The organism is Phycisphaerales bacterium, assembly GCA_016716475.1.
GTDB lineage: Bacteria > Planctomycetota > Phycisphaerae > UBA1845 > Fen-1342 > JADJWG01.
Genome location: JADJWG010000002.1, coordinates 311,861 through 337,956, shown reverse-complemented (window position 1 = coordinate 337,956; position 26,096 = coordinate 311,861). Strand labels below are relative to the sequence as shown.

Below are 26,096 nucleotides of genomic sequence, written 5' to 3'. Positions count from 1 at the left end.
AACGATGAGTCGTTGATCGGAGATGTCGGAGGCGGAAGAGGAGTTGGGCGCAACAGGCATCGACCTGGATGCCCTGAAAGCAGCGGAGCGGTTCATCGCCGAGGCCCGCGAAGTGCAACGCATGAGCGGGAAGGCGCTCAGGGGTGGTGTGCATCTATCCGATGCGACGGCCGCGGCGTCCGTCTCGACAATCGAACGGAGCCGGTTGGTGTCTGCGGCAGTTGCCGACGAGAGGCAAGCCGCCGAGCGGCTTATGCGAGGGTTTGAGGAACTATGCCGACGCCGTTCAATTTCAATCCCATCGCATCTCAGAAAGCCCGTGTACCAGATTCTGACCGGAGAACTGCTGGCCAACGCAGCCTTGCTTGACCTTTCTCCTGACCGGGTGGCGAGCGTTACCGTCTATCAGGGCGATTTGGCGCCGCTGGTGGCGTCGCCGCACTTCGCGGGTTTCCGGGATACACCCAGCGTCTTCCGCCTTGCTGCCGTTGGGTACCCTTCCGATCCCGGAGGCTTCCTGCGTGGAGCGCTCCGACGCACGGAAGAACTCTCCCGTGATCCCGAGCTGGCGTGCTTCCGCGACACGCCGGGGATGTTGCGCGCAGCGGCCCTCAAGTACCCGACTCGCAGTGCGGAGTTTCTGCGAGGGGTGAAGCGGCGCGTCGAAGCGCTGAGCCGCGATCCGCGGTTCGAGTGCTTTCGTGATACTCCGAGTGTGCTGAAGTATGCAGCCTTCACGTACCCAACGAACCCGGCGGAGTTCCTGCGGTCGGTCATCGAAACTGTCAGGGAGCTTCGCCATGACCCGGAATTCGCCTGCTTCGCGGAGACGCCGCGCGTGTACCAGCACGCGGCGGTGAAGTACCCGTCTGATCCTGCCGGGTTTCTGCGAAAGGTCATACGCCTTATCGAGGAGTTCCGCCGCGATCCCGAACTGGCAGCCTTTCACGGCTCTCCGAGTCTGCTTCGGGACGCATCCATTCTCTACGCGGACCGTGCGGGTGAGGTCCTGCGAACCGCCGCCAGATTGGCTGACGCATTGGCCGATGAACCCGAGTGGGCCTGTTTCCGTGACACACCAAGCCTGCTGCGTCAGGCGGCGTGTCGTTATCCCAGCCGGGCGCGGGAGTATCTGCGCGAAGTCAAGGATCGTATCGACGCGCTTGAGCGCAACCCGGAGTTTGCGGCGTTCCAGTCCGCCCCGGGCATCTTGCGGCATGCGGCCGTGGCGCACGCATCCGACCCTGCTGAGTACCTACGAGGCGTGATGCGTCGGTCGGAAGAACTGGCAGGCGATCCTGAATTCGCATGCTTCCGAGACACGCCGAGCGTGTTCCGACAGGCAGCCGCGTACTGGCCCTCCGATCCTGCCGGGTTTCTGCGAGCGGGAATGGTCCGCCTGGAGGAGCTCCGTCGGGATCCGGAGTTCGCGGATTTCCGGGATCGGCCGAGCATCTTGCGCCACGCGGCACTCGGATACGGCGCGGGTGCGGCCGAGTATCTCCGGGCGGTCAGGAGCGAACGGGCACCCGGTTTGCCCGAAGAGATTCCAATCGAATCGGATCTGCCCGCCGACCTGGGCGGCCTGGTTGACACTCCGGCCGTGGAACCGGACGGTCGCGGACGAGCGTGAGGCGAGCGGGCTGTTTAGTCTGATCGAACTGCTCATCGCGCTCTTGAGCGACCAGTCGTCATGGAGCGCGCCCGTTATCGACTTGCTGGTTGTCGTGTACGTCATTGCTCTGCTGATTCGTAGCCACGGCTGGGGAGCACCGTCGTAGGAATCATCGCCCTTCTCGTTGTGATCTTGAGTCCGTATTCCGCCGCTCTCACCACCCACCAAAACCTGCGTTTTCGAGCGATGAGGCCCGCTTTTGGCCAGGCGTGAAATGCGTGCTCGTGAAACTCTCGGCTTGAATCTTGACCTTTGCGAACAATGCCGCACAATCTGACGGATCAAGAGTGAGCGGGCGCACCGCCGCCTCGACTCGGAGACATCCCCTTTACAACCAATGCACGCCGGGCCCTGGGAGATGGGCACGGCGTTTTCGCGCGTATAGGGCGCGAGAAAGGTGGACCACTGTGGCTGAGTTCTTCTCGTTCCTCAAGCTGTTCGTCGGATGCAGCACACTGCTGTTCCTGGCGATGCTGATCCTTCTAGCTCTGCCGCAGAGCAAGCTGCGGGCAGTCGGTTTGGAGTTGACCAAGTACGCGACGGCGGCGGGACTTGTCCTGATGTGTGTGTCGCCGTTGGACGTAGTCCCCGATGTGGTCCCTGTCTTGGGGTTCGCTGACGACATCGCCTACATCATCGGCGCCATCGCCGCTGTTCGATCGGGCCTGGGCGAGCGGGAGAAGCGGAAGCTCTACGACGAGATCGAACTCCAGGAACTCCGTGACAAGGCCGGGAGGAACTGACCATGCCGGAGCACATCATCCAACATGTACCGACGAACAAGCCGGTGTCGTCCGGCAACGTGCGGGCGGGGCTCGACGAAGAAGAGCAGGTGTCGCTGGCGCAGAGCATCGCGCAGAACGGTATCCTCGTCCCGCTGCTCGGCCACTACGAAGGTGATGCCCTCATCGTCGATGACGGACACCGCCGGCTGGACGCAGCCCGTCGCGCCGGCCTTGCAACCGTGCCGATGCTGATCGCCGAGAAGGCCCCGACGCCGGCTGAGCGGGTCACGCTCCAACTCCTGGCCAACACGCAGCGCCAGGGCCTGAAAGTCACCGAGCACGCCCGCGCCGTTCACGAGCTGATGCAGGCGACGGGCTGGTCGGCGGCGGAGGTCTCGCTGCGGCTCGGCCGGCCGTCGCCCGGCACCATCTCCAAGCTGCTTTCGCTGCTTGTGCTGCCGCGCCAGGTGCATGACCTGATCGACGCGGGGCGCATCCCCATGAGCAGCGCCTACCAGATCGTGACCGTGCCGGACGCGGCGGAGCGCGAGCGGCTCATCCAGGCGGTGCTCGACGGGCGGCTGACGCGCGACCGGCTGGTCGCGGAGACGAAGGCCGTCAAGGCGGGTCGTCCCGCTCCACGGACGGGCAGACGACAGCGCGTCGCGCGCGAGCGCGTTGTCATCAAGCTCGGCGAGGGCCGGTCGATCTCCGTCTCCGCGCCGACGCTCAGCATCGATTCAGTCGTTACCTGGTTCATCGACCTTGCCGAACAGCTCAAGCACGCCGGCGCCGACGGTCGGCCGCTGGCAGAAGTCGCCAAGGGCATCTCAGTCAACGGGAAGTAGGAGGTTTCATCATGGAACTCATCCCCACGTTCGTGCTGTTCATCATCGCCACGCTGTGGAAGTCGGAACAGGACGCCAAGCGGAAGGCAGGTAAGTAAGCCATGCTCGGACTGTTCAGGAAACACAAACGCGCCGTGCGCGAACTCTCCGATCTGCTCGCGCTGCCGCTGCTGCACTGGTCGCGCGAGGACGCCTGGACGTTGCGCGACGCGGTGGAGGGCACGCTGATCCTCGGCGCGACCGGCTCGGGCAAGACGAGCGGCTCCGGCCGGCTGATCGCCCGCACGATGCTCTCGTGCGGCTTCGGCGGCCTGGTGCTGACCGCGAAGGCGGACGAGCGCGCCCTGTGGGAGGGCTACTGCCGCGACACGAATCGGCTGGACGATTTGATCGTGGTTGGGAGCGACTGTTCGCATCGCTTCAACTTTCTGGCGCACGAACTCACCCGGCAGGGCGAGGGCGCTGGATTGACTGAGAACATCGTCATGCTGTTCGAGAACGTCATGGAGATCAAGGATCGCAATCGCCGGACGGGTGGCGGGGGCGACGACGGGAGCTTCTGGCGGGATCGCGGCCTGATGGGCCTGCGCTGCGCCGTGGACATTCTCGCGTTGGCGACCGGCAGCGTGTCTGTGCCGGAACTGGTCAAGGTGTTCCTGACGGCGCCGACGTCGCCGGCGCAGGTCTGCGACGCGCAATTCCAGGAATCCTCGGCCTGTTTCCGGCACATCAAGGCGGCGGATGCCAAGTCAAAGACGCCACGCCAGCAGCATGACTTCGGCGTGGCGTGCGATCATTTCTTACTCGAGTGGCCTGGCCTTGCTGAACGTACCCGAAGCACCATTCAGGCGACGGTCCTGGGGTGGCTCGACCCGTGCAATCGCGGCCTGCTCCGCGAGATGTTCTGCACGGACACGACGCTGACGCCGGAGGCCGTGCAGGATGGCAAGATCATCCTGATCGACCTGCCGGTCAAGGAATTTGCAGAAGTCGGCCAGTTCGCACAGGTGGTCTGGAAATACTGCACTCAGAAGCAGATCGAGCGGCGCAATGTGCAGGAGAATCCCCGGCCTGTCTTTCTGTGGGCCGACGAGGCGCAGCACTTCCTGACGAGCTACGACTTTCAGTTCCAGGCGACATGCCGGTCGGCCTGGGTCGCAACGGTGCTGCTTAGCCAGAACTACAGCAACTTCGTGGCCGCGCTCGGCGGCAACGAGAAGGCCCGCGTCGAGACGGACTCGCTGCTGGCCAACCTCAACACGAAGGTCTTTCACGGCAACAGCGACCCGGTGACGAACGAGTGGGCCTCGCGACTCATCGGCCGCACATTGCAGTGCCGGGCGAGCGGCAATCACTCGCACGCGGCCGACGATCAGCTCAGTGCCCTGCTGGGCCTCGACTGGACGCGCGAGAACGGCACGACGAGCGGCGGCTTCTCGGAGGTCATGGAGGCGGAGGTCGAACCGCGCGAGTTCACGCGGCTGCGCACGGGCGGCCCCGACAATAACTGGATCGTGGACGGCATCGTATTTCAGAACGGGAGAGCGTTCAGGGCATCGGGTCGCGGCTGGCTCCCGGTGCAGTTTCACCAGAGGACATAGCGCCAGCGTGACATGAGCGGCAAGGAAAGGCGGCCCGGACCGCCCGCGCGGTGACTGCGCGCACGAATCAACGGAGGTACGACCATGCTGGATCGACAACAACCCGAACCCGTCGTCTCGAAGAAGGACTTCAACAACTTCCTGGGCGTGATGACGTTCGTTACCAGGACGCTCGGCGTCACGGTCGAGGTGTTCCTGCGCCGATCGGATTCGTTCGGCGAGCGCTACTTCGGCCTCCAGGCCGCGGCCGGGACGGTGTGCATCCTCATCTGGCCCGCCTTCTGGGAAGGCCACAGCGCCAAGCCGATGCTCGTCTTCCTCGCCCTCTACTGGCTGGCGCTCCTCGGCGCGCGGATTCGCACGAAGTCGCGCGTACGGCGCGGCGGGCCTCAGCCGCACACCCTCTACAACGGCACGCCGACCCTGCAGAAGGTCTGGAAGCGCAGCTCGGAACATCGGATCAAGACGATCATCGAGCCGGTCTACATGGCCTGCTTCGCCTTCTGCTGCGCCACCGTGAGCGTCCCGCTTGCGGCATACCTGGCGCTCGCCGGAGTGTGCGCCGCCGCCTCGACCGGCATGAGCGGCGCGCTGCAGCACCGCCGGGCAATGGACCTGCACGATGCCTTTGTTGAACAAACCGGCACGGCGGAAACGTTCCGCCGGATGCGCGACGGACGGTAACCCCTTCACTCACAGGAGAACACACTGATGGCACGCGAAGAGTCAACGCAGAAGATCGGCGCCGGGCACGCCTCGGCCATGTTTCGCTTGGGCTTAGCGGAACTTCGTGGCGCACTGTATCCCGAATCGAACGTGGCGCAGCCGACGGTGTACGGCATCTACGGCACGAAGACGCCCGGCGAAGTCATGCAGGAACGCCAGGGCGAGTCGCGCGACCCCGACGAACAGCCCTCCATCCTCGAAGAGCGCCTCAAGCAGGCGGAGCAGCAGCGCGACGCCGACAAGGGCCGTGAACCCGAACCTCCGCAGCAGGAGCGAGAGTGACCAGAGGGAGGTAAGCAGAACATGGACCCGATAGTCGTTGGAATTGCTGCCGGTCTTGTGAGCGGACTCTGGGCGCTTCGGAGGGTGCTGCGGAATGGCCCGGCGATCACGTGGGCAAAAGGCGCCCACACGTCGCTGCCACCCGCCTCCGCAAGGGACGGCATGATCCGGTACTTCCGAGAACGACAGTGCAAGCTGTCGAAGGGCTACCTGGACGGCGGCGTCTTCCGTCGCGGTGAGATGACCGTCAAGCGGCTGCGGGGCTCAGAGGATGCACACTGGCTGAGACTTCCGACCTTCATTGCCGCAGCATGCTGGGAGGACGGAGGCAGAACATACTGCCACGTGCATTACCGGTTGTCGTCAATGGTCTCAGTGTCGGCATGGGGTCTTCGGTACATCGAGGAGTGTGCAAGCGCGGAGTTCGACGGCTTACTCAGGTACCTGGACCAGCTGTCACAGGAGTGTGAGCGACAGCGTCAGCGGAGTCGCCCCCGTCACCACTGGTATCCCGATGACGAGGACGCGCAGCCCGCGCAGGAAACGCCGGCGTCGGCCGATCCGCTCGACGCTGACCTTGCCGTGCTCGGCCTCAAACGCGGCGCCACTCCGGAGCAGGTCACGAAGGCGTATCGGGTCGCCTGCCACAAGTACCACCCCGACCGGTTCAATGGGCAGAACGTCGAACCGCACCTGGTCGAACTCGCCGTGCAGCGCTTCAAGGAAGTCACGGCCGCTTACCGCCGCCTGCGCGACCGCATGGGGCAGCGCGCCTGAGGCGCTTCACGGAGGCCATGCGTGCCGCGACGCGCTCCAGCTCGTGCATCATCCGCGAAGGCGCGAAATGCCGTCGCGGAAGGCGCAACCGCGCTTGACCCGGGCGGTATAGTGGTACGCGACCACGCCGCCCTTCGCGGGTGGGTGGTCCGCGTCGTCGCGGCACGGGCCGTCGCGCTCTACCGTGAACGAAAGGGCGGTATCGACAGGGCGGCGGGTGAGCCCCGCGGGAGCGATGATGGTCACGACAGCGAAGCACCAATCGAACGGACGGAACGGTCACGGCGGCGCGGGGCGTAAGTACGACGCGCTCTACGCACGCTACTCCAGCCACGCGCAGGACGACTCCACCAGTGTCACCGTGCAGGTCGAGGCGTGCGAGCGCGCCGCCGGCAAGGAGCTGCGTCACTTCATCGACCAGGCCAAGACGGGCCGCACGACGGGCGGGCGCACGGAACTGCTTCGCCTCATGGAGGAAGCGGCCGCCGGGCGCATCAACAGGCTCTACGTCTACAAGTACGACCGGCTCGGACGGGCGGCAGAGACGCATGTGCTCGTTGAGCATCTCGAACAGCACGGCGTGGAAGTCGTGAGCGTCACCGAGGGCACCAATGCCCTCGCGCGCGGCGTGCAACTCGTCGTCGCCGCCGACTACAGCCGCGTGCTGGCGGAGCGCACGCGGGCCGGCCTCGTGCAGCGGCACAAGGAGGGCTGCTGGACCGGCGGGCCGCCGCCCTACGGCTATCGGATCGTCCAGGGCGAGGATGGAAAGAAGCGGCTCGCCGTCCACGAAGAGGAAGCCGAGACGGTGCGCTTCATCTTCGAGACGTACCTCGCCGAGTCGATCGGCCTCAAGGAAGTGGCGCGTCGCGTCAGGGAGCGCGGCGTGCCGACGCGGCTCGGCGGGCCGTGGGGCTTCGGCACCATCCGCAGCATCCTCACCAATGCCATGCTCGTCGGCGAAGTCCGCTACCTGCGTCGCTGCTTCAAGCTCGATCGCGGCACCGGCCGGCGCGTGCCACGCTGGACCGATGAGGATCGCCACGTCGTCAATCGCGACGAGTCCCTGCGCATCATCGACGATGAAACGTTCGAGCGCGCCCAGGCGCAGCTTGCGGCCAACCGGATCGACCGGCCGCGCGAGGCGAAGGAAGTGCGGCCGTTCACGCGCCACTTGTTCTGCGCCGGGTGCGGCAATGTCTTCTACGCCCGCAAGAGCAGCAACGCCAAGGGCGCGTACCGCTACTACGCCTGCGGCCACCGGCAGTCGCACGGGCCGGAGGCCTGCGACAACCGGGCGTCGCTGCGCGAGGACAAGCTCATGGAGCGCGTCCAAGCCGCCATGAGCGCCGTCTTCGACAACATGGACGGCGTGCTGGACGAAGTCGCGGCGATGGCGAGCGAAGCGCTGGAAGCGAACCGGAGCGAGACGACGCGGCTCAAGGGCGAGATCGCGGAAGCGGACAAGTTCATCGGCAACCTGACCCGCCTGCTCGCCGACCCGGACATCGAGGCCGGCGCCAAGAAGGCGGTGGCCCGCCAGCTCGCCGAGCAGGATGCCAAGCGGGAGGAACTCCGGCAGGCCCTGGAGTCCGTCGCGGTGCAGGCCGCACTCGACATGGACGACCTGATGGCCGACTGCCGGCAGGCGTTCCTGGAGGCGAAGGCCAACTTCGCCGGGCTGATGACGCCCGCCCAGGTCAATCGCTTCATCGCCGAGGTGGTGGGGCCGATGACCGTCCTGCCGGACGGCCGCGTGGTCCAAAACGAAAAGGCCGCCACAACCGGGAAAGTTGTAGCGGCCGGAATAGCGGGGGCAGGACTCGAACCTGCGACCTCCGGGTTATGAGCCCGACGAGCTACCAACTGCTCTACCCCGCAATCAAGGTGTAGCAGTATCTGCGCGCCGTGCGCTGCTGTCAAGCCAGCACGATCAATTTTCCAGTCACGAGCACCGGCAACACTTCTGCAGCGCAGGCCGGTCCGGCATTCGCAGCCCAGCACCGGCTCCAAGCACCACCGCAGTCACCGGCGCCAGTCCCCACTCCGGTCACCGGCTCCGGTTGCTGGCCGCTGTCAGCCCGTTGCGCCGTGCCTTACCGCCGACCGAAGCCGATGCCCTCCGGCTCCCAGCGGTCGTTCACATCCCACTCCCCCGGGTCCGGCGCTCCCGTGCGCAGTCGAATCTGTCGCAGAAACTCATACCGCTCCCGATGTCCCAGGTAGTACGCAAGGTTCGCGTCCGTAACTTCCTCGAACGTGTAGTAGTGCTGGCCTGCGTGCGTGATACGGACACACGCCACGGCACTCGAATGCCCGAAACCGTGGCGAATACGCCCGTCTTCCGCCCACAGCGTCCGGTCGAACGAGACACGCCCGTCCGCATCGGTGCGTTTCTGCAGATCCGGCGCATCAACGAATACCTTCGTATACCAGTCCTTTCCCGAACCGCGCGCGCGGTACACCCATACTTCCGCATCCGCCAGTGGTCGGCCTGCACTGTCTACATAACGCAACACCACCTCGCTTGGAATGTCCTGCAAAAACTCACCGATCGTCGGCGGGGAGTTGCAGTTGCCACCCCGGGCCCGTTGTCCGCGGACGCGCTCCCAGCACATGCCCTCAAAGACACTCCAAACCCAATAGTTGCCACCCATCTGGCCCGGATACTTTCGCCAGCGCTGAATGTCCTGGTCCAACGGCATGTAACGACCCAGAACATAGCCGTGTTCATCCTTCAGCGGGAAGTTGATCCGTTGCGCCGGGTCCCGTTCGGTACCCGTATGCACATTGAATCCGTATGAATCCACGAGGTAACGCGCGTGGGCCAACTCATGGATGTACCCCAGTCCGCACCAAAACGGAGGATCCTCCTGCTGCGCCGCGATGCTTCCACGCGCAAAGGCCCGCAACGCCCGCACCGGCGACCACCAGTGATCTTCCGGTACCTCGAAGCCCGGCCGCAAATCACCCGCCTCGTGGCCCCAAGTCATATCGACCGTCTTGTCGCTGCGATCCGGGTTGTTCGAAGGCAACCCGCCGGACAGCGGCAGCGCGAAATCCGGCACAATCACCAGTCGATCCAGCCGAACACGTTCGGTCACACCATTCGGCAACTCCGGGTATTTCGCCTCGGCGAACATCTGGTTCCACTGTCGCATCATGCGCTGCGACCAGCCCGCAAAACTGTTCGCATCGTGTGTGGGCAACCAGTGCTGGTACTCGTGGTGGTGGTCCCACAGCGACTGCTCCACCCAGAACCCAACCGTAATCGCGTCCGTCTGGATTGTTAGCGTGTTGTTGGCGGGGACGAGGTCGCGGTAATTCCGCGGCGGTGTGAGCGTGAGCGTCAGGTCGTGCCGTACGCCCTGCCACCGCCATGGCAGGTCAACGGTCACAGTTTCGTTTGAAGGCGGCCCTGGCGGAAGCTCCACCGTGCCCGTCTTGAGTATCGTTTCGTTCAGCTTCCACTCGTATTCCACCCGGACCGCGCCCCGACCCCAGTTGTACAAGTGCCCGCGCCACGTGACCTCCTGCCCTTCGACCGGCAGGCCGGCGTTCGGTCCGTCGTAGTCGATCCGAGGCAGCCGCTCGATGTACCAGATCTCGACATCCGCTTCGCGATTCCGAACCCGTCGCGGCGTACCGACAACCTGGATGGTCTCCGTGAAATCACCGTACTTCGCCACCACCTCATGCTGTCCTTCGGCCGTCACCAGGAATTCACCCGGCTTGTCGAGCCACAACTCCACGCCCGGGCTGCGTGACTCCCATCGCACCTCATTCCCCACCTCCAGCACCGCATCCCCCGCCGCGGCCCGTGCGCCCAGCGCCACTACCGTCTGCACCGGCACCTCGATCAATTCTTCTACCGGCCGCGCTGTCGCCGGGCTGATCGCCTGCCGCCGAGAAGAAATGCGCTCGATCATGAGCCGCTCAACCGCACCCGGTCGGCACAGTTCAATCTCATACACGTGAACAAAGTCGTCGCCGCCCTGCCGCCGCACGTCGAACTGTAGTGCCCGAATGGTCTGCGGCTCCTCGAACGGCACCTCCACCTGCGCGCCGCGACTCACCACATCCTGCTTCAGCCACCGAAACGACCCGCTCTGCGCTTTCAGATCCTCAAGGCTGTCCGCGGCCGCCAGCGACCAGGTGTGCCGCGTATCGATCAGATGCAGCCGGATGTGCTCGAAGGTGATCGGCTCGGTGAACTCCACGCGCACAAACGCCGGGTTGATCGCCGGGGTGCGGAGCACGGTGTCGCGCTGGCCGTCGAACACCGCCTCGGCGGCGCCAATGTCCGCCTGTGTCGCCTCCGTGGCGCGCACCTTGTCGGCCAACGGAATCGGCACGAAGATCTTCCCCTCGCTACTGGCTGCCCCTGCCATACTCGCATACGCCATGAGCACGACCACCCCAGTCCCGATGAGCAGCGACCGCTTACGGATTTCGGCTTGCAATTGAACGGCAATCATCATCACCTGGCTCCTTTTGGCTACTCATCGGCCGGTCGCCCTGCGAGGCCGCTGAAACGGTTTAGCAAACATACCGTCATGCCATATGGAAGCCAACCCCAGCGCTTGCAATTCACTCTGCGGATCGCGATCGCGCGATTTCGATGCATCCGTAAGCGCCAGACGCGACATGAAGCGAGTGGACCGCGTGACCGTTCCGTCTCGCGCGTCGCAGTTCGTGCGCACGAGTATTCGCCCACATTACTCAGAATCCTCTTGACGTTCGCGGATATGTGGACCATAGTCTCTTAATGGAGACCCGTGCTCTCCCCAGCGGGGGGGGGCAAATCTCCACCCAGCATCTCCAGAGGGAACTGTCATGAGCAAGCGAGTTCTTCCTTTCGTCGGCGCGCTAGCTGCGCTTTGCGCCGTCGCCTTCGCATGGGGCGCATGGGCACGCACGCCCGCGCCGCCGACCACAACGTCGCAGCAGGCCTCGACGACGGCCGTAGAGCGCGGACCAGCGACCACCGGGGCCAATCCCAAGGTCTCATCTCAATTCGTCGACGTGTCGGTGCCCGCGATCGAAGTGTTGCCGTCCATCGTCGAGACGCCGCAATCCCATTACTCGCCCAGCTTCCGTGCCCGGTTGTTCCAGCCGGCCGACGACTCGATCATCAGTGTGAGCTTCGCCGACCCGCGTGGCCGACCGCGCAGCGCATGGCGCGAGGAAGCGGGCGTGTCGCTGCTGGGGCGCGGCACAATGACTGGTTTCGACGGGAGGACTCGCATCGAGGACGTAACGCTCGAGATCGGCATTCGCCTGCCGAAGCGACAGTTAAGTTCATTGGTGGATTTCGGATCACAGACGTTCCGCTATCCACCCGACAGCGCGCTGGAAATGGCGATCCTCTTCCCGCTCGATGCTGATGGCACCATGGTCGCCGTGGCGACAAGCCAGCAACACGGCGTCGTGCTGGAGTGCACCTTCGACGCTCTGTGGGTAGGCAAGTTCCCGGCTGACTTCACCGCCGACGTCATGCTCGGCGTGATGCGCGGGCTCTTTGGGGACGCGACACGCGACGAGCAGACTGGATGCAGTCCAACCCAGCATGAATGCACGCAGAGCGCGATTTCGACTTGCGCACCCCGCGGCGTGAAGTCTGTCATGTACCGCTGCAATACGGCGACAAGCGAAGTCGAATGCTCCTTCGTGTGCCAGGACATCGAGCCGGAGGGATAGCAGCCGGACGTAGACCTGTGCGCGGCGTCCCGTGAACTCTGGATTCCCGCCTGCGCGGAAATGACGGGGTGCGCCGTGGCTTGGCGGGCTGCACGTCGTCGGCCGAGGTCTTGACGGTCGGCGCTGCGATCATCTTCCGCCCGCACAGGTTGCACACCCCTACCGAGCGGGGACCGCATCGTACGCATCGAGAGGGCTGTTACAATGCATGGAGCCAGGGCGTTGCCGAATGGGGTTCAAACTAACCGAACCCTACATCGCTCGCCGGTACAACGGCAGCTTCCCACAAGCGGAACTCCACCATGCGGGTCATCCGGATCGTATTCTGGTTGCTGAAGCGCTGCATGAGCTTGTTGTTTCTTGGACTCTCTGTAGCGTTTGTACTTTTCACGGTGCTCTCGTTCACGGTAGGTCACGTCACTTGGGGCATGGATTTACACGATCGTCCGTCAGATATCTCCACGCGACAGCCGATTGGCAACCTGACCGTGACATTTTCCGGCTGGACGCTCAAGGGCGCACTCCACCTGGACGAACGCAATCTGCACCGGCCCATTCCGCAACTTGTCCATTCCGGGCGGCTGCCAGGTGTGCTTTCCTGGCAGAAGTATCTCGGTACCGGCACATGCTGGTGGCGCGTGGAAGCAAATCCACTGTTGCTGTGGGCGATCCTGTTCGGGTCTGCGCTTATCTGGATGGTCCCACGGGTACGAAGGTGGTGGCGCGCTCGACACGGCTGCTGCCTGCATTGCGGCTACTGTCTCACCGGCAATGTCAGTGGGTGCTGTCCGGAGTGCGGAGCAGGGGTTGGCCAATCCGGAGACTCACGAGGTCCAGCCCCATCCTCGTCATCCTAAGCAGGTCCGCCTGAGCCAACCCCGGCGCCAAACCGTCCCCGAACGCACATACGAGTGTGTCGACAGCGCACGGTGCCACGCCCCACGGGCCTGGCAGGGAGTGTGGTGAGGGTCGAAAACCCGCAAACAACGCCCCTCGCCCGCACTCTCTCCAACACGAAGACAGGTTTGCGATAGCGGCCGGTCTCTCATGCACCACAGATACAAGAGTCAGTTACCCGGCGGTGGGGCGCTCCGGTTCCGCCGAGGGGGACTGCCGCTCAGCAGCGGGTGGCGACGGTTGCGGTGCCGGGGTTGTGCTGGGAGCGGGCTGCGGAGCGTCGCCGGCCGGCATCACGACACCGCCCGGGCCGAGACGACGAGCACCGGTTGCGGCCGCCACCACCTGGCGACGAATCGGAATCGTCAGCGTCTTGAACTCATCGCTCGGATCGTTGGTGCGTATGGTGATCGCGGCGCCGCGCTCCGGAATCGCGCTATAGGGCGGCAGCGTCACCCGCAGTTGCTGCAAGCCGTATTCCCCAGCGACGATCGGGGAGGGTAGCTTTTCGACCTTCACGCCAGAGAGCCCCGGGTCAATCTCAAGAATCTCAAACGGCTGATCGGCCTTGTACCGGATCTGCATGACGCGCTGCACTTCACGCTCGGCCGACGAGAGCACGATGAGTGTGGGCGGGTTCACATGGATGCGCGGCATGACTGTCGCCACGACAGGGATCGTGATCTGCGGCACTTCCTTGAGGCCGGTTTCGAGTACGACCTGGACATAATTGTTACCGGAATTGAGCGGCGGCAAGGTCGTGGCCACCAACTCGTACTCCTTGCCGGCAGTAACTTCGCGCAGCTCCACCCGGAAGCGACCGAAGTTCTGCCCCTCGCGCAAACGCAGCGTCATGGCCTGCGGAAAGTTGTTGACAAGCTGCACTTTCTCCTCGGCCTGCGTATCCCGCTCGGGGTTCCGGAAGGTAATGCCGCGGGCGGGCTTCGTCTCCAGCAGTGGCTTGACGTTACCCTTGATCTCGATGTTCACCTGTGGCTGGAGCGGATCGTTGGTGGAGACGATGACGCGTTTGTTCGCCGGACCGGGCGTGGTATCCGTGCGGTATGAAATCTTGAAGGTGGTGGATTCGCCCGGCTCGAGCGGCGACTTCGGCTGCGAGAGTACCGTGCAGCCACAGGTCGCCCGGACGAGCAGCGTCAGCGGGGCATCGCCGCGGTTTGTGGCGGTGAAGTCCTTCTCCGCCGGTTCGCCCTGCCAGACCTCACCCATCTCGTACACGGTGCCACTCAACTCAAGCCGCGGCTGAGGGCCATCCGGTACTGCCGGTGTCACCGGCTGCGGTTGAACCTGGGGGTTGGACGACTGAATCTCGGTTGGAGCCGGGCGCTCCTGGGCAGCCGCCCAAGGCAGACCTGTAACGACGAGTGCAACCAACAGCAAATCCACCAAGCGCAAACGGGTGCCCATTCTGATCTACCTCCAAAGCGCAGCAGCCCGAAAGTTCCATCACCGACGCAACGCCAGCCGGGCGGCTAGGTTACGCGGACCTTTTATCGTATGTCGGAAGCAGCCGCGACTGCAATGATAACAAAGTGCAGCGTGGACGTTCATCCGCACTCTATCGGCAGCGCAAGGCCCCCCCTGCCAGTGTTTGGTGAGCGTATCGTTGGGGATGAAGACGCCAACTTTGCGTACAACGTCTTATAATAGCGACGATTGATGGTCTCATTAAAAGAAAAAAAGACGCCTGCCGTACCGGCCAGGCGCCTAGTGGAGACGAAGGGACTCGAACCCTCAACCTCTGCATTGCGAACGCAGCGCTCTCCCAGTTGAGCTACGTCCCCATGGGGGTCTCGTATTATAGATCGGCGGAATCCGCCCGCAAGGGGACGCGCATGAGCATCGGCACCGAGCGGTGTCCATGCGCGTCCCACGATCCAGGGAACTACTCCGGACCGGTAAACGACAACGCAAAGATCGCGAAGTCGTGTATGTCGATATCGCCGTCGCCGTCGAGATCCGCATCGGTGCCCGGCAGCCCCACCCGCAGCGAAACGAGGTACTCACGCCAGTGCACGTCGTTCGTGCAGTTGAGCTGTGCGGCGTCACGAACCACGAGCCGAAGCGTGTACGCGCAGTTCGGCAAGGCACTGACATCCCACTCAGCGAGCAAGCCGCTTAGGGACGCATGGCCTGTCGCAATCGTGTTCCACAGGTTTGATTCGCCACCGGTCCATTGCAGATCCCATTGCGTCAGGTTTGTATCCGTAGCCACGCCGTAGATCTGCACGGTTCCGTCGACCCAGACACAGTTCAGCGGCTCGTCGAGCACCGCGACCGGTACCGTGTTGTCGATCGTGACCGGGATCGTGACACTGGTCGTGCCGCCGATCGAGGTATTGCGCAAGCGCAACTGGTAGGAACCGTCTGGGACGGTGGTCGTATTCCAGTGCGCGAGTGGCAGGTTATGCACGGAACTCGTGCCGGTGGCGAGCGTCACCCAGGCCCCCCCCACCGGCCGATAGGCGAGATCCCAGGAGATCCCGCAAACTCCATGTCCGACGATACCATCGATGCACACCGCGGTACCACCCACAACGCTACCAGAGAGTGGCGTGTTGATCGCAGCATACGGTCCGGCATCCGCGTGCATGAGGCGTTCTGCGCTGGTTGCATGCCCACACTTATCTTCTACGGTCAAGCGCAACATGCGATAGCCGGGGGCAGCCGGCAGCCAGTTCGCGAACAACCCGCCGTTCACGGGAGCTGAGCCCGCCGCGACCAGGATCCAAGTGCCGCTGCTCATCCCGCGCTCTTCGAGTCGCCACGTGTCCAGGTTCCCGTCGGGATCGTTCGCCGTGCCGTACACGGGCGTGCTGGCATTCGCCGCAACACACTGGAAATCACCCAGCGTCAACACGGCCAGCGGTGCGCTCAAGTCGTCTTCACACGGGTCGTACAGGCAGGTGTACGCGTCACAGGTGCTGCCCTCGCCCATCCAGCGCCCCCCCATGGCTGCACAGGCGGCCTCGGTCGTCTCGCTGCACATGCTGTCGAGTGCGCAACAGGCCCCGCGACGGAAGCTGGCGTCGAAGTAGATGTCGTACATCGGACCACGATAGTCGGTCCAGGCCACGCACGCCTGGTCCGTAATGGCTCGTGTCGGGTCAACGCATATCGCCGGTCGGCGGTTCGTCCCGCTCGCCCAGTTGGCCTCATTGAGTACGGTTGCCGTGGCCCAGACGTTGGGAGTCGCCACGTCCGCCCAAGTGTAGACAATATCGTAATCGCGCCAGAAAGCGCCATGGAATCGGCCGGCGCTGGTGCTGGCGCACAGCGCGACCGCATCTTCGTTATCCCATGTCCAGGGCATCGTCTGGTCGGCGCTGAAGCTTGAACCGCCGTCTGTTGAATAGGAGTAGTGTACGTCGGTGTCACTCGTGTATGCGTAGGTATAGGCCGCCAGTATGGTTGGGGACCCGACGGCCGCCACCACGGCGGGTCGCGTTGCACCCTGCGTGTTCGAGGTCAGTTGCACGGGGGCTGCCCAGGTCCCGCCGAAGTTGCTGCTTTTCGCGAGCCAGACCTGCGTTGCCCATGTGCTGCCGGTCCACCCGGGCTTCTCGAACACAACAAACAGCCCCGCCGTGCCGTAGGCGATATCAGGGCGCGTCACATGCGAGGAGGCCTCACTGCCACCGGTGATGTTCTGGGGTGTGCTGTAGGTCAGCCCGTAGTCCAGACTGCGCACGAACATCACCGGGTAGTTGTCGATCGCGTTTACGGTGTAGGCGATGTACACGTAAAACACATCGTAGATCAGGTTGTCTGTGCAGACGGCCGGATGGATATCGGGCGCCGCCGTGAGCCCCGACACGGCCGTCGTCGGTGTCCAGTCCAGCGTGTCCGGGTCAAAGCGTATGGCCATGATGCGCTTGGTGTCGTCCGCCATCGTGGCTTCGTAGGCCAGGAACAGCCACTTTTCGCCACTGGCTCGTTCGGCGTAGGTAAGCGCCGGGTTCCGCGCTGCCACCCCCGTCTTGAAGTGAATCCGAACCTGCCAGTGGGCGCCGCCGTCGGTTGAGCGATAGACCGTCACCCATCCATCCATCGCACCGTAGCTTTCGACTGCAATGAAGAGCACGCCGTCCGGAGTGCTCGTCATGGCCGGCTCAACGCGGCTCATCGTGGAGTCTGTCACCAGGATGTCCCCCAGCCAACGCACAGACCCGGCCTCATCCGCGGTCCCCAGCAGGGCTTCCGTATCCCCCTCGGCGTTCGCAGAGAATGGTGTTCCCAAGTCTCCCGGCTCCGGCCGAACCTCCGCCGGCTCCCACTCAGGCGGTGGCGGTCCGGTACGTGGCCGCAACGATTCGTCCGACAGCCCTGGCGGTTCAAACCCGATGGCCGTACCGCACACCCCCCATAGAAATACAGCAGCCATGATCCACTTGCACATGTCGCGCCTCGCTTCCCGACGAACCGGAACTGGATTCCCATGCCGCGCCCACATGGCGCAACGATCACATCACGTGCTGCGCCGGGAGCGCAAACGACAGGATAGAAACATGCAGGCCGGCTCAGGGTGTACGAATCGGTGGGAAATGGGCCCAAACAATGAAATCAAGGGGCTCAGCCCGAGCCGCCTCGCGTTCAGCGGATGCGACCCTGCGCTTACAGTGAAAACTAGATCAGGAATCGTGGCTCGTCAAAAACATTGCAGAGATGAATCATCATAATGGGGTTGTTGAGTTGCCGCGGTGTTCCACGGATCGCTATCACCCAGCGAGTCGTACAAGCCGGATGTCTTCGAAGCGAGAAACGCCAAGCTACGGTGTAGTGATCAGGCGTGCTGCCAGCGCCGCAAGTGCTTCCGGTGTGCGGTCCTGCGGTTGCCAGCGATACCCCAACCCATCCCCGCGGTGACGCGGAATGATGTGGAAGTGCACATGCGGGACTTCCTGGCCCGCGCAAGCGCCGTTGTTCTGTAGCAGGTTGTAATCCGTCGCTCCCACTACGGTCACAACGCGGCGCGCTACCCGGAGTAAAGCCCGCCCGAGCGCAGCGGCCTCATCCTCTGTAAGTTGGTCCAGGCGCTCGACGCTACGTTTGGGGATGACCAGCGTGTGCCCATCGGCCAGCGGACGGATGTCGAGGAATGCGAGCACATGCTCATCCTCGTACACCCGGTGGCAAGCGATCTCCCCCGCCACAATCTTGGTAAAGATGGACATAGCGTGCTCCCGATTACGGGGCCCGCGGTTACTCGCCCTGCGGTGGGGCCTCGCTGGCGGGGGTAGCCGGAGCGGCCTCCGTTGGCGTGGCTGCGCGTGCACTGGCACGCCGCCGGCCGAGGGCGCGCGGCTTACCGGCGTAGACGCTGTACTTGACGCGCGCTCGCCGTTTGCGTTCAGTCTTGTCCTTGTTCTGCTTGCGCGGTGGGTCATCAGCGCTGACGAGTTGCAGAATGGCAAGCTGTCCGCCGTCGCCCAGCCGGCGGTCCGCCAGCTTGATGATGCGGGTATAGCCGCCCTGACTGCCGAGCTTCTCGTTGCGCTGCTTCATCCGCGGACCGATCTCCGCGAAAAGCTTGTGCAGCACTGACTCGGCCGTGAACTTCAGCCCCGGCCGGGTCGTGTTCGTGCGGTAGCGTCGTCCCGAGCGCGAGCGCAGCGTGCGGGCCCGCTTCGCGTCACTGAGCTTGTCATAGTCGGCCTGGAATTCGGCCGGGACGATCGAGCGATCCTGCAGCAGGGCTTCGGCCCGCTGCCGGGCAGCGAGACTGCCGTCAATGGCAAGCGAGACGAGTTTCTCGGCGAAGGCGCGCACATCCCGGGCCTTCACGACCGTCGTGCGCAACTCGCCGTGCTCGATGAGACTCTGCACGAGATTGCGCCGCAGAGCGCGCCGATGGCTCGATGTACGGTTCAGGCGCCGACCGCCTACACGATGCCGCATGGTCCTACCTCACGATCTATCCAAGCGGAGCGGCACTGGGCTCGGTCGCATCCAGGCCGCCATCCACATCAGGGCTGTCATCACCGCGGCCCATGCCCAACGCCAGGCCCACTTCCAGCAGCTTTTGCTGCACTTCGACCAGCGACGTCTTGCCGAAACTGCGCAACTGCATGAGATCGTCTTCGGTCAACCGAACCAGGTCGCCCACGGTCGCGATGCGGGCGGCTTCGAGGCAGTTGCTGGCGCGGACCGAGAGGTCGAGCGTGCTGAGGGGACGCTCCAGCTTACGCCGCAGTTCGTCGTTAACCTCGATATGGGCAGGTACGCTCCGCGCTTGCCCGGCGGTCATGTGCTCGCCCAGTTCGAAGTACTGCGTAAACGGGTTCAGATGCTTGCGCAGGATCTTCGCCGACTCGACCAGGGCATCCTCCGGCCGCGTGGTACCCTTGGTCCACACTTCGAGAATCAGCCGGTCGTAATTCACCTTCTGGCCTACGCGCGTGTCCTCGGTTCGATAGCGGACGCGCGTCACCGGGGAGAAAAGCCCGTCGACCGGGATCACACCAATTTCAGTGTTTTCGTCGATGTGTTCGGGGGCCGGCACATAACCGCGGCCGCGCTCGACCGTGAGCTCAGCCGAAAAAGGCACATCGTCGGTGAGAGTCGCGATCAGGAGATCCGGGTTGTGGATGGTGATCGCGGGATCACAGACAAAATCGCCGGCACGGATTTCTCCGCGGGTCTTGCGCTCCACGCGCATGGTCTTGGGCTGCTCGGCATCGAGATGCACAACGAGCGACTTGATGTTGAGGATGATGTAGGTCACGTCCTCGAGCACGCCCGGCAGTGACATGAACTCGTGGTCGGCCCCCGCAATGCGAACACGCGTGACCGCCGATCCCTCGAGACTCGACAACAGAATGCGTCGCAAACTGTTACCGACCGTCGTGCCAAAACCGCGCTCGAACGGTTCGACGATGAACCGGCCATATCGGTCGGTGCTCATCGCCTCGTCACGAACGACCCGCGTCGGCAACTCCAACCCGCGCCATCGAATCCGCATACGCTCTACGCCTCCCGAGCCGCCGCTCTCGCGCGCCCAAGTCCCCACTTCACCGCTTGTCTCACCGCTTACCGCGAGCAAAACTCGACGATCAGCAACTCTTCGACCGGGATCAGAACATCGTCCCGTCCCGGCAGCGCTACGACGGTTGCCTCCAATTTATTGGGGTCGACTTCGAGCCAGCCCTGCGCCGGCGGGTTGGAAACACCCTCCAGAAGGGCAATCTGCGCCCGCACGTACTGTGTGCTCTTCTCACGCGCCCGGATGCTGATCCGGTCGCCCACCTGCACCAGGTAGCCCGGGCGATCCACCTTGCGGCCGTTCACCAGGATGTGGCCATGGACCACCGCCTGCCGCGCGCCGCGCCGCCCGGCGACGAAACGGGTCTTATACACGACATTGTCAAGCCGCCGCTCCAGGGTACGGAGCAATTCCTCGCCGGTATTGCCCGGCGACTTGGTCGCCAGTTCAAAGTAGCGGCGGAACTGCTTCTCCAGCACACCGTAGTGGCGCTTGACCTTCTGCTTCTCGCGCAGCCGAACGGCATAGTCCGAGGTCTTGCCACGGCGGAGCATGTGCATGCCGGGCGGATAGTTCTTGTACTCGCGCTCGAGCGGATTCTTGCCCGTCTCGTCACGAATCGGCTTGAGCATCAGATTCACGCCTTCGCGGCGCGACAGACGCGTGCTCGGTCCGGTGTATCGACCCATGGCCTAGACCCTCCGCCGCTTGCGCGGCCGGCAGCCGTTGTGCGGCAGCGGTGTCACATCTTCGATCGACTGGATGCGGATGCCGGCGGCCTGCATGGCGGTAATGGCCGACTCGCGCCCGGCACCAGGCCCCTTGACGCGCACTTCGACCTCGACCACCCCATGCTTCTTCGCCTCGTAGGCGCAGAACTGGGCGGCCCGCTGTGCGGCGAAGGGCGTGCTCTTGCGGGCGCCGGTGAACTTCTTGTCACCGCCCGCGGCGGGCACGGACCCGGCCGACGCCCAGCAGAGTGTGTCACCGTTGATGTCCGTAATCGTGACGATCGTGTTATTGAACGTAGCGCGAATGTGCACGATGGCCTTCGCGATGTTACGTCGCACACGCCGTTTTGCTGTTGCTGCCTTAGCCAAAGCTCCGGCTCCCTTGCGATGGTCGCTGCGCCTTTACTTAGCGCATTTCCTTGATGCTCTTCTTGCCGGCCACGGTCTTCTTCGGACCCTTGCGCGTGCGGGCGTTCGTCCGGGTGCGCTGCCCGCGCACCGGTAACCCGCGGATATGCCGCAGCCCGCGGTAGCAGCGGATTTCGCGCAGGCGCGCGATGTTCTGCTGCACCTGGCGCCGCAACTGGCCCTCGACGACAAAATCGCTCTCGATGATGCCGGCGATCCGGCTGACCTCTTCCTCGGTCAGCTTGTTCGCCCGCACCTGCGGTTCGATGTTCGCCTTCTGCAGGATCTCCAGCGCCCGCTTCGGGCCAATACCGTAGATGTAGCGGAGCGAAATATCGATCCGCTTCTGCGTCGGAATGTCAACACCTGCGATACGTGGCATATGTACTCGCCTCTTCTGCCGGGACCTAGCCCTGGCGCTGCTTGTGCCGTGGATTCGTGCAGATGATCCGTACGACACCTTTGCGCTTGATGATCTTGCAGTTCTCGCAGATCCGTTTCACGCTGCTGCGGACCTTCATCGTCGCACACCTCCGGCCCCTCCGCGAAGCGCGTCGCAGGGGTCCGCTACCACGGCCTCAAGCCCGCGGGTTCCGTTATCGTCCGTCACTCAACACATCCGCACCCGTGGCGGTCACCGCCACGTCGTGCTCGAAATGGGCGGCCCAGGAGCCGTCCACCGTCACCATCGGCCAGCCGGTGCCGTCACCCACCCGCACCTCGGGCCGACCGGCTGTCACCATGGGCTCAATCGCGAGCGTCATCCCGGGGACCAGCTCGAAGTCTGCTTCGCGCTGCCCACGATCCCAGAAGTTGGGGACGCTCGGCTTCTCATGCATTTCCCGGCCAATGCCATGCCCGACGAAGTCGCGCACTACACCACAACCGGCCGCTTCCACAAACGCCTGCATCTGCTTCGCGATGGTGCTCCAGCGCACACCCGGCCTGATCCGCTCGATGGCAAGATCCAGCACCTGCTCGGTCACCTCGAGCAGTTTCCGGATGGCGGGCTGTACCTCGCCAACCTTGAACGTGCGGGCCGCATCGCCACAATAGCCCTTCAGCCGCACACCGCAGTCGACACTCACGATGTCGCCGGGTTGTAGCGGCCGATCATTCGGAATTCCGTGGACAATCTCCTCGTTCACCGACGCGCAGATGCTCGCCGGAAACGGAATCTTCGCCTGCGGATGCACGACGCCCTTGAAGAGCGGCTGCCCACCGGCCTTCGTGATCAACTCGTGCGCCCGGCGATCGAGCTCGAGCGTGGTTACGCCCGGCCGTACAAGCCTGGCGAGCTCTTCCAGCACGCCGTGAACCACGCGCGCCGCCGCTCGCATGAGTTCAATCTCACGCGGGGACTTCACCACGATGCCTGCTCCGACGCGGTGGTGCATCAGGCGGATCCTGCCCTTTCAATGATGCGGCTGATACGCTCCTCGACCTCAGCGGCCGGTACGGATGCGTCCACCACGTGCAGACAGCCCTGCCGCTCGTAGTACTCGATCAGCGGCACCGTTTGACGGCGGTACGTTGCCAGCCGCGTCGCGACCACGTCGCGGCGGTCATCCGGCCGCTGGATCACACTCGGGCGGCCACACTTGTCGCACACTCCTTCCACCTTGGGCGGAAGGAAACTTACATTATAGGTGGCGCCGCATTCTACGCAAACCCGGCGACCCTCAATTCTCCGGATGATCTCCTCATCATCGAGCAGCAGGTCGACGACGGCGTCGAGATGCATGCCGCGCTCCCGCAGGCCGCCCGCCAGCGACTCCGCCTGCGGCAGGGTGCGGGGAAAACCATCCAGAATAAAGCCGCGTTCTCGTCCGAGCCGGTCGATCGCCGCCAGCATGACCCCGGTAATCAACTCATCTGAGACAAGCTGACCGGAATCCATGATCGCTGCCACGCGGTTTCCGATATCGCTCCCGATCTGTCGCTCATGCCGCAGCACGTCGCCACTCGAAAGCTGCGTCAGCTCAAATTTGCCACATACACGCTGGGCCTGCGTGCCTTTGCCCGAACCGGGCGGACCGAGAAAGATCAACCACTTCGCCGCCATGCATTCCTACGTTCGGCCGCGGACACGCCCGCCACCCTCTGGCCCCAGGAAGCCCTCGTAATTGCGTTGGACCAGATTCGCTTCAATGCGCTGAATCAGGTCGAGCGCCACACTCACAACGATCAGTAATCCGGTGCCACCCAGGAAAGCCGAAATCCGGTACGGGATATTGAGATGGGTAGCGACCACGGTCGGAATCAGGGCAATGACCGCCAGGAAGCCGGCGCCCACGAACGTGATCCGCGTCATGACCGATTCAAGGTACTGCTCGGTGCGCTTGCCCGGTCGCAGCCCCGGAATGAAGCTGCCCATATCGCGGAGCTGATTCGCCATCTCCTTGGGTCGGAACTGCACCGAAACCCAGAAGTAGGCGAAGAAGTAGACCATCACGACGTAGGTGAAATCGTGCACGAAGCTGCCGGGCAGGAAGGCGCGCGAAAGGAAGTCCCAGAGGCCGAAGGGCCAGATCTGGGCCTGCGCGAGCCAGCCGAAGATCACGCTCGGGAACAGCAGGAACGAGCTCGCGAAAATGATCGGCATGACACCGCCGTGGTTGACCCGCAGCGGGAGGTAATGCTTCATGCCGCCGACCATGCGCCGGCCGCGCGTCTGGCGGGCCTGCTGGATCGGGATGCGGCGCTGTGCCTGGGTGATCAGGATCGCACCGGCAACTACGCCGATAAACGAAACAATGAGGAAGACTACGGTCTCCGGGCCCATCGCCAGAGCGCTGGTCGTTCCGCGTATGTTGGCCAGCAGTCCACCGCCGACCTCGTAGAACACGTACGGCATACGGGCAATAATGCCCGCCATGATGATCAGACTGATGCCGTTGCCGATACCATAGGCATCGATCTGCTCACCCACCCACATCAGCAGCAGCGTACCGGCCATCAACCCCGTCACACCGATCAACCAGAAAGCGACCGAATTCAGATACGCGGGGTATACCAGACCGGAGCGATTCAGATAGCTGATCCAGAAAATCGCCTGGATGAAGCAGAGCAGTACCGTTCCGTAGCGCGTGTATTCCGTGATCTTCCGCCGTCCGGACTCTCCCTCCTTCTGGAGCTTCTCCAGGGCGGGAATCACCGTCACGAGGAGCTGGAGAATGATCGACGCGCTGATGTACGGCATGATGCCCAGGCCAAAGAGCGTGCTCTGCCCCAGGTCACCTCCGGTGAACATGGCGAAGAGCTCGGCCGCCTGCTCCATCCCGCCGCCCATCTGTTGGAAATGGCGGGCGAGCTGGTCCTGATTGACACCGGGCAGCGGTACATAAAAGCCGACCCGGTACACGGAAAGCATCAGCAGCGTGAAGAGCACCTTCTTCCGAAGGTCCGGCACGCGGAAGACGTTGATAAACGCACGCAACATCCGACGTTATCCTCGAACCGCCCTGGCAGCGGCGGGGCTACGCCTCGGTCGGCTTCGACGCTGGCTTCACCGGCGCGGAGGCCGTGGGGGCCTTGCCGGACGATTTCTTCGCGCGCCGCTCACGCGCCTTCACATTACGCTTGGCTCGCCACTTCTCCGCAGGCGATGGGGCGGACAACTCCTGTACCTGTCCGCCGGCCCGCTCAATCGCCGTACGAGCACCCGCACTGAAGGCGTCCGCAACGACGGTCAACTTCTTCGCAAATGCGCCATACCCGAGGATCTTGATGCGCGGCTCGGAGCCGTCGATCAGATGCTTCTCGCGCAGGGTATCCGCATTGACCGTGGCTCCATTTTCGAAGGCCGCTTCCAGCGCCGCGAGATTCACAACCTCGTAACGCTGCGCAAAGTTCACGTTGCTGAAGCCGCGCTTCGGCAGACGCCGGAAAATCGGCATCTGTCCGCCTTCGTGCAGCGGCCGGGTGCCGCCGCCCGCACGGGCCTGGCAACCTTTGTTGCCGCGGGTAGAGGTCTTGCCGTGGCCACTTGACTCACCCCGGCCGACACGTTTGCGCCGCTTCGAGGCGCCCGCCTCCGCCGTTACGTCATTGAGCATCATGGCTCGTCTCCTCCACTGCCGCGGCGGGTACGGTGCCGGATGTCGCGGCCGTCGCAAGCACGGGCTCACCGATCGCCGTCTTCATGGCTTGGCGCTCGGGGGGCAGATCGAGTTTCACTCCCCGCAACTCCTCGATCATCGCACGGGTGCGAAGCTGCTGCAGACCATGGAGTGTCGCCTTCACGAGGTTCTTCGGGCTGGTCGACCCGTAGCACTTCGTGAGCACGTCCTTCACACCGGCGAGCTCGAGCACTTTGCGCGGCGTGTTGCCCGCGATGACGCCCGTACCTTCGCTGGCGGGGATCATGACCACCCGGCTGGAGCCGAAGCGGCCCACCACGCGATGTGGAATCGTAGTGCCACGGAGCGGAATACGGATGAGACTGCGCCGGCCCTGCTTGACGCCCTTCTCCACCGCCGGCGGAACCTCGTTGGCCTTGCCATAACCCAGCCCCACCTGGCCCTGCCGATCACCGACGACGACCAGTGCGCCGAACGAGAATCGGCGACCACCTTTCACCACGGTCGCACAGCGGTAAAGCTTCACCAAGGCATCTTCGAGATTGCCGCGCTCATCACCGAAACCACCGCTGTCGCGCCCCCGGCGCTCTCCGCGCCTCGGTCTGCCACTCGGCCTGTTCGCCATTGGATCGTGTCCTGCC

26 protein-coding genes, 2 tRNA genes and 1 pseudogene are annotated in these 26,096 nt (G+C 64.0%); 11 read left to right on the top strand and 18 right to left on the bottom strand.

From position 1 onward, the window contains the following. The first annotated feature begins 22 nt into the window (after nt 1–22). From IPM18_09085 to IPM18_09040, 10 genes and pseudogenes are all read left to right on the top strand, one after another. Nucleotides 23–1,633 carry a hypothetical protein gene (locus IPM18_09085; GenBank protein ID MBK9119737.1) on the top strand — a complete coding sequence of 537 codons (1,611 nt, stop codon included), beginning with the start codon at nt 23–25 and terminating at the stop codon, nt 1,631–1,633. Further along, nucleotides 1,590–1,781 carry a hypothetical protein gene (locus IPM18_09080; protein MBK9119736.1) on the top strand — a complete coding sequence of 64 codons (192 nt, stop codon included), beginning with the start codon at nt 1,590–1,592 and terminating at the stop codon, nt 1,779–1,781. The genes IPM18_09085 and IPM18_09080 overlap by 44 nt, the downstream gene beginning before the upstream one ends. Nucleotides 1,782–2,082: 301 nt before the next feature. Beyond that, the gene (locus tag IPM18_09075) at nt 2,083–2,418 is read left to right on the top strand and encodes a DUF1232 domain-containing protein (protein MBK9119735.1); all 336 of its coding nucleotides are present in this window, start codon (nt 2,083–2,085) and stop codon (nt 2,416–2,418) included. 2 nt (nt 2,419–2,420) lie between these two features. Continuing rightward, nucleotides 2,421–3,248: a ParB/RepB/Spo0J family partition protein gene (locus IPM18_09070; GenBank protein ID MBK9119734.1), complete on the top strand. Its 828-nt coding sequence runs from the start codon at nt 2,421–2,423 to the stop codon at nt 3,246–3,248. A 101-nt stretch (nt 3,249–3,349) separates the two neighbouring features. Next, nucleotides 3,350–4,849 carry a TraM recognition domain-containing protein gene (locus IPM18_09065; protein MBK9119733.1) on the top strand — a complete coding sequence of 500 codons (1,500 nt, stop codon included), beginning with the start codon at nt 3,350–3,352 and terminating at the stop codon, nt 4,847–4,849. An 84-nt stretch (nt 4,850–4,933) separates the two neighbouring features. After that, nucleotides 4,934–5,533, top strand: coding sequence for a hypothetical protein (locus IPM18_09060; protein MBK9119732.1), 600 nt, complete (start codon nt 4,934–4,936; stop codon nt 5,531–5,533). 27 nt (nt 5,534–5,560) lie between these two features. Further along, complete coding sequence (locus tag IPM18_09055; GenBank protein ID MBK9119731.1) at nt 5,561–5,857, top strand: hypothetical protein; 297 nt, start codon at nt 5,561–5,563, stop codon at nt 5,855–5,857. Between the two features lie 21 nt (nt 5,858–5,878). After that, complete coding sequence (locus tag IPM18_09050; protein MBK9119730.1) at nt 5,879–6,634, top strand: J domain-containing protein; 756 nt, start codon at nt 5,879–5,881, stop codon at nt 6,632–6,634. A 235-nt stretch (nt 6,635–6,869) separates the two neighbouring features. After that, nucleotides 6,870–7,346 (top strand): annotated as a pseudogene (locus IPM18_09045) (recombinase family protein). A gap of 303 nt (nt 7,347–7,649) precedes the next feature. Next, nucleotides 7,650–8,483 (top strand): recombinase zinc beta ribbon domain-containing protein, encoded by an 834-nt coding sequence (locus IPM18_09040; GenBank protein MBK9119729.1) that lies wholly within the window; start codon nt 7,650–7,652, stop codon nt 8,481–8,483. Here IPM18_09040 and IPM18_09035 read toward each other — a convergent pair. Together IPM18_09035 and IPM18_09030 are read right to left on the bottom strand one after the other, a co-directional pair. Next, nucleotides 8,443–8,515, bottom strand: a tRNA-Met gene (locus IPM18_09035). The two genes, IPM18_09040 and IPM18_09035, sit on opposite strands and share 41 nt — an antisense overlap. A 215-nt stretch (nt 8,516–8,730) precedes the next feature. Continuing rightward, nucleotides 8,731–11,115 (bottom strand): hypothetical protein, encoded by a 2,385-nt coding sequence (locus IPM18_09030; GenBank protein MBK9119728.1) that lies wholly within the window; start codon nt 11,113–11,115, stop codon nt 8,731–8,733. A gap of 355 nt (nt 11,116–11,470) precedes the next feature. Between IPM18_09030 and IPM18_09025 the strand changes: the two genes are divergently transcribed. Next, nucleotides 11,471–12,334, top strand: coding sequence for a hypothetical protein (locus tag IPM18_09025; GenBank protein ID MBK9119727.1), 864 nt, complete (start codon nt 11,471–11,473; stop codon nt 12,332–12,334). Between the two features lie 241 nt (nt 12,335–12,575). Here IPM18_09025 and IPM18_09020 read toward each other — a convergent pair whose 3' ends face one another. The 16 genes from IPM18_09020 to rpsE form a co-directional block, all read right to left on the bottom strand. Further along, a complete protein-coding gene (locus tag IPM18_09020; protein MBK9119726.1) occupies nt 12,576–12,725 on the bottom strand; it encodes a hypothetical protein in 150 nt (49 codons plus the stop codon). Nucleotides 12,726–13,405: 680 nt separating this feature from the next. Continuing rightward, nucleotides 13,406–14,659: a DUF1573 domain-containing protein gene (locus IPM18_09015; GenBank protein ID MBK9119725.1), complete on the bottom strand. Its 1,254-nt coding sequence runs from the start codon at nt 14,657–14,659 to the stop codon at nt 13,406–13,408. 304 nt (nt 14,660–14,963) lie between these two features. Next, nucleotides 14,964–15,036, bottom strand: a tRNA-Ala gene (locus IPM18_09010). Nucleotides 15,037–15,137: 101 nt separating this feature from the next. Continuing rightward, nucleotides 15,138–17,651, bottom strand: a complete 2,514-nt coding sequence (locus IPM18_09005) for an exo-alpha-sialidase (protein ID MBK9119724.1) — start codon at nt 17,649–17,651, stop codon at nt 15,138–15,140. A gap of 370 nt (nt 17,652–18,021) precedes the next feature. After that, on the bottom strand, nt 18,022–18,426 hold the full coding sequence (locus IPM18_09000) for an HIT family protein (protein ID MBK9119723.1): 405 nt from the start codon (nt 18,424–18,426) through the stop codon (nt 18,022–18,024). 28 nt (nt 18,427–18,454) lie between these two features. Continuing rightward, nucleotides 18,455–19,150 carry a 50S ribosomal protein L17 gene (gene rplQ, locus IPM18_08995; protein ID MBK9119722.1) on the bottom strand — a complete coding sequence of 232 codons (696 nt, stop codon included), beginning with the start codon at nt 19,148–19,150 and terminating at the stop codon, nt 18,455–18,457. Nucleotides 19,151–19,166: 16 nt separating this feature from the next. Beyond that, on the bottom strand, nt 19,167–20,213 hold the full coding sequence (locus IPM18_08990; GenBank protein MBK9119721.1) for a DNA-directed RNA polymerase subunit alpha: 1,047 nt from the start codon (nt 20,211–20,213) through the stop codon (nt 19,167–19,169). Nucleotides 20,214–20,281: 68 nt separating this feature from the next. Further along, nucleotides 20,282–20,923 (bottom strand): 30S ribosomal protein S4, encoded by a 642-nt coding sequence (gene rpsD / locus IPM18_08985; protein MBK9119720.1) that lies wholly within the window; start codon nt 20,921–20,923, stop codon nt 20,282–20,284. A gap of 3 nt (nt 20,924–20,926) precedes the next feature. Beyond that, the gene (gene rpsK / locus IPM18_08980; protein MBK9119719.1) at nt 20,927–21,334 is read right to left on the bottom strand and encodes a 30S ribosomal protein S11; all 408 of its coding nucleotides are present in this window, start codon (nt 21,332–21,334) and stop codon (nt 20,927–20,929) included. A gap of 37 nt (nt 21,335–21,371) precedes the next feature. Continuing rightward, nucleotides 21,372–21,755: a 30S ribosomal protein S13 gene (gene rpsM, locus IPM18_08975; GenBank protein MBK9119718.1), complete on the bottom strand. Its 384-nt coding sequence runs from the start codon at nt 21,753–21,755 to the stop codon at nt 21,372–21,374. Between the two features lie 25 nt (nt 21,756–21,780). Then, a complete protein-coding gene (rpmJ, locus tag IPM18_08970; GenBank protein ID MBK9119717.1) occupies nt 21,781–21,894 on the bottom strand; it encodes a 50S ribosomal protein L36 in 114 nt (37 codons plus the stop codon). 75 nt (nt 21,895–21,969) lie between these two features. After that, nucleotides 21,970–22,770 (bottom strand): type I methionyl aminopeptidase, encoded by an 801-nt coding sequence (gene map / locus IPM18_08965; protein ID MBK9119716.1) that lies wholly within the window; start codon nt 22,768–22,770, stop codon nt 21,970–21,972. Further along, nucleotides 22,770–23,438 (bottom strand): adenylate kinase, encoded by a 669-nt coding sequence (locus IPM18_08960; GenBank protein MBK9119715.1) that lies wholly within the window; start codon nt 23,436–23,438, stop codon nt 22,770–22,772. The genes map and IPM18_08960 overlap by 1 nt, the downstream gene beginning before the upstream one ends. Nucleotides 23,439–23,444: 6 nt before the next feature. Further along, nucleotides 23,445–24,815 (bottom strand): preprotein translocase subunit SecY, encoded by a 1,371-nt coding sequence (gene secY, locus IPM18_08955; GenBank protein MBK9119714.1) that lies wholly within the window; start codon nt 24,813–24,815, stop codon nt 23,445–23,447. A 37-nt stretch (nt 24,816–24,852) separates the two neighbouring features. Continuing rightward, nucleotides 24,853–25,434: a 50S ribosomal protein L15 gene (gene rplO, locus IPM18_08950; protein ID MBK9119713.1), complete on the bottom strand. Its 582-nt coding sequence runs from the start codon at nt 25,432–25,434 to the stop codon at nt 24,853–24,855. Continuing rightward, the gene (gene rpsE / locus IPM18_08945) at nt 25,421–26,080 is read right to left on the bottom strand and encodes a 30S ribosomal protein S5 (GenBank protein MBK9119712.1); all 660 of its coding nucleotides are present in this window, start codon (nt 26,078–26,080) and stop codon (nt 25,421–25,423) included. Before rpsE ends, rplO begins: the two co-directional genes overlap by 14 nt. Nucleotides 26,081–26,096: the final 16 nt, after the last annotated feature.